The following is a 2,524-nucleotide window of genomic DNA, read 5'->3' on the forward strand; positions in this document are numbered from 1 at the left end:
ACAAATTTTCAAAAATTTAAGTTATGAAGGAAAAAGTATGGAAGATAAATTTAAAGCAGGGTTTGTTGCTTTAGTTGGCAGGCCGAATGTTGGTAAATCTACTTTATTAAATAACATTTTAGGAGTAAAAGTTTCTATTGTAAGTCCAAAACCTCAGACTACAAGAATGAGAATACTGGGGGTAAAACATGATAAAGATGCCCAGATAATATTTTTAGATACCCCAGGGGTTCAGAAAGGAAAAGACATTTTAACGAAGACTGTTGTTGAGTCTGCTGTATCTTCAATGGAAGAAGCAGATTTAATCGCGATGATTATAGATGCTACAAAAGGCTGGACAAAAAATGACCTTCAGATAGTTGATAATTATTTAAAGAAGTTAGATAAACCTGTAATTTTAATAATAAACAAAGTGGATAAAGTTCCTAAAGAGCTATTGCTTCCTTTAATTGAACAGTCCACTAAAATTTATGAATTTAAGGAAATTGTTCCTATATCTGCTTTAAAAGGTGTAAACTTAGACAGATTGACACAGGTAATAAAAAAATACTTACCTGAATCGCCTCCTTTGTTCCCTGAAAATCAGATAACAGATTTGCCGTTAAAATTTCAGATAGCAGAGATAATCAGGGAAAAAGCTTTTAATATTTTAAAGGAAGAGCTTCCTTACTCAGTGGCAGTTGAAGTTGAAAATATACAGGAAGGAAACAATAAAAAAATAATATTTATAGATGCGGTTATATATGTTGAAAAAGAAAATCACAAAAAGATAGTTATAGGTAAGAAAGGACAGACTATTAAAAAAATAGGTCAGCTTGCAAGGGAAGAACTGGAGTTTTTGTTAGGTAAAAAAGTTTATCTTAATCTCTGGGTCAAAGTGAAAGAAAGATGGAAAGAAAATATATCTATTTTAAAAGACCTTGGTTATTATTTATCTTAGGAGAGCTATATGACTCCAAGTTTAGAAGTTTTAAAAGAAACAATAAAAAAATTAATAAGTAAAGGTAATAAAAGGGCACTGGAGCGTCTTTTAGAAAAGGCTCATAGGGGGGATATAGCTTACATATTTAGATATTTAACACCTCAAGAAAGGGTTAAGACCTTTCAAATATTGCTTGATATAGACATAGAAAAAGCTTCTGATGTTTTATATGAACTTGATGAAGATATTCAGGTTGAAATATTAAGGAATATTCCTTTGAAGGAATCTATTAAAGTTTTACTTACTTTTTCAACTGGAGAAATAGCAAAGATTATTGATAAACTTCCAAAAGAACTCCAAAAAGAGCTTTTAGAAAGGCTTGAAGATGAAGACAGAAAAGAACTTGAAAAATATATATCATTTGGGGAAGCTGCAGCTACACACCTGGTTTCAGAAGATTATGTTGAGGTAAATGAAAATCAGACAGTTGAAGATACATTAAATCTTGTTAAAACGATAAGTGATGAAACTGAAGTTGTATATATATATGTTGTTGATGAAAAAGAAAGGCTTGTAGGTGTTGTTTCCTTAAGAGAACTTTTAGTTTCACCTCCAAACACTCAAGTTAAAGATATTATGGTCAGGGATGTTATTTCTGTAAGAGAAGATGCCACAAAAGATGAGGTTATTGATTTATTTAAAAGATATGACCTTTACGCACTTCCAGTAGTTGATGAAAACGATAAGCTTGTAGGTGTTATATACATAGATGATGTTATTGATGCAATATCTGAAAAAACAACAGAAGAATTTTTTAAAATGGCAGGAGCTCAAGAAGAAGAACTTTTTTATGCCAATCAGGTTTTTAAAATTGCAAAACTTAGACTACCATGGTTATTGGTTACGGTAATAGGTGAGCTAATAACGGCATTTATAATAAGTACATTTAAAATAACTATATACAAAGCTCTTCCAATAGTATTTTTCCTCCCATTGGTTGCTGCTGTTGGAGGAAATATAAGTTCTCAATCAGCAATAATTACTGCAAGAGGGTTGATGACCGGAAAAATAACTGAAAATAAAAAAGACATTTTTATGTATATATTGAGAGAGCTTAAAATTGCATTTGTTTTAGGAATATTAATAAGTGTTATAGTAGGTGTGATTTCTTTTGTGTGGCTTTCAAACCATGTTTTAGGCTTAGTAGTTGCATTGGCTATTCTTATAAATATATTATTTTCATCTTTTTTAGGAGGCTTAATGCCGTTTGTGTTGAAAACATTAAAAAAAGACCCTTCTTTTGCTACAGGTCCTATAGTCCTGACTTTAAATGATATTTTAGGAGTATTGATTTATTTAGGTATTGCTTCATACTTTATAAGTAAATTGATATGATTGATTTATTATATGCAACAGGTGCTTATTTAAGACGAAAATTTTATGAAAATGGAATATTAAAAGTAAAAAAACTTCCTGTCCCTGTAGTATCTGTTGGTAATCTATCAGTTGGAGGAACTGGTAAAACTCCTCTTACTATATGGCTTGCTAAATACTTCCAAAGTATAGGTTTAAACCCTGTAGTTTTGTCCAGAGGATATAAAA

3 protein-coding genes are annotated in these 2,524 nt (G+C 30.6%); all 3 read left to right on the plus strand.

Annotated elements, in window-relative coordinates; all coding sequences use genetic code 11:
* Window positions 1–37 precede the first annotated feature (37 nt).
* Window positions 38–940, plus strand: a complete 903-nt coding sequence (gene era, locus HG1285_RS04675; RefSeq protein ID WP_032496916.1) for a GTPase Era — start codon at window positions 38–40, stop codon at window positions 938–940.
* 9 nt (window positions 941–949) lie between these two features.
* Window positions 950–2,317: a magnesium transporter gene (gene mgtE, locus HG1285_RS04670; RefSeq protein ID WP_008288583.1), complete on the plus strand. Its 1,368-nt coding sequence runs from the start codon at window positions 950–952 to the stop codon at window positions 2,315–2,317.
* On the plus strand, window positions 2,314–2,524 hold a 211-nt coding region (locus tag HG1285_RS19160; protein WP_008288584.1), incomplete at its 3' end, for a tetraacyldisaccharide 4'-kinase. The genes mgtE and HG1285_RS19160, both read left to right, overlap by 4 nt.

It is taken from the genome of Hydrogenivirga sp. 128-5-R1-1, from assembly GCF_000171895.1.

Coding starts and splice junctions, on each gene's coding strand:
- era (WP_032496916.1), top strand. CDS start 38: ATGGAAGATAAATTTAAAGCAGGGTTTGTTGCTTTAGTTGGCAGGCCG.
- mgtE (WP_008288583.1), top strand. CDS start 950: ATGACTCCAAGTTTAGAAGTTTTAAAAGAAACAATAAAAAAATTAATA.